This is a genomic window from Hydrogenophaga aquatica (assembly GCF_054780915.1).
This window is the reverse complement of the sequence record NZ_BAAGVK010000029.1, coordinates 1-913: the sequence shown is the minus strand read 5'-3', so window position 1 is coordinate 913 and position 913 is coordinate 1. Positions and strand designations below refer to the sequence as shown.

General features: G+C 65.0%; 1 protein-coding gene. It reads right to left on the bottom strand.

Features of this window, described 5'->3' with window-relative positions:
* Positions 1-913: DctP family TRAP transporter solute-binding subunit (locus ACYVHH_RS18295; protein WP_460566892.1), on the bottom strand; the 913-nt coding region annotated here is incomplete at both ends.

Genomic DNA, 913 nt, shown 5'->3' with positions numbered 1-913 from the left:
TTCACCCACGCTGCCCACGTACTTGGCGATCACCGGGGCCATCTTCTCGCGCAGCTTGGCCACCTCGGCCGGCGGGAATTGCGTCACCGTCATGCCGTTCTTCTTCAGCAGATCCAGGTTGGCCGCCACGGCCGCGCGCGCGGCTTCGCGCTGCGCCTTGGCCGCGTCATCCGCCGCGTCGTCCAGGATCTTGCGGTCGGCCGGGCTCAGGCTGTCCCACACCTTCTTGCTGAAGATCACCGACTGCGGGTTGTACTGGTGGTTGGTCAGCGCAATGTGCTTTTGCACTTCCCAGAACTTGTTGGCAGCGATCACCGAGACCGGGTTCTCCTGGCCGTCGATGGCTTTTTGCTCCAGACCCGCGTAGACCTCAGGGAAGGGCATGGGCGTGGGGTTGGCGCCCAGCGCCTTGACCCAGTCCACGTTGATGGGGTTGGGGATCACGCGCAGCTTCAGGCCCTCGATGTCTTCCACCTTGTTGAGCGGGCGCTTGCTGTTGGTGATCTGGCGGTAGCCCAGCTCCCAGTAGGACAGGCCGATGATGCCCTTGGCTTCGAGCAGGGCGTGCATTTTCTTGCCCACCGGGCCGTCCACGATGGCGTCGGATTCCTTCTCGTTGGCGAAGAGGAAGGGGAAGTCGAAGATGGCCAGTTCCTTGGCCTCGCTGGCCAGGATGCCGCTGTTCATCACGGCCATGTCGATGGTGCCGGCCTTGAGCGCGGTGACCACGGCCTGGTCGCCGCCGAGCGAGCCGTTGAGAAAGAGGTTGACCTTCATCTTGCCGCCGGACTTGGCGGCGACCGTGTCGGCGAACTTTTTCATGCCGGCGACGGCGGGGTGGCCTTCGGGGCCGTTCAGGGCGAACTTGAAGGTGCGCTCCTGGGCGTTGGCCACGCCGAAGGCGGCCACGGCC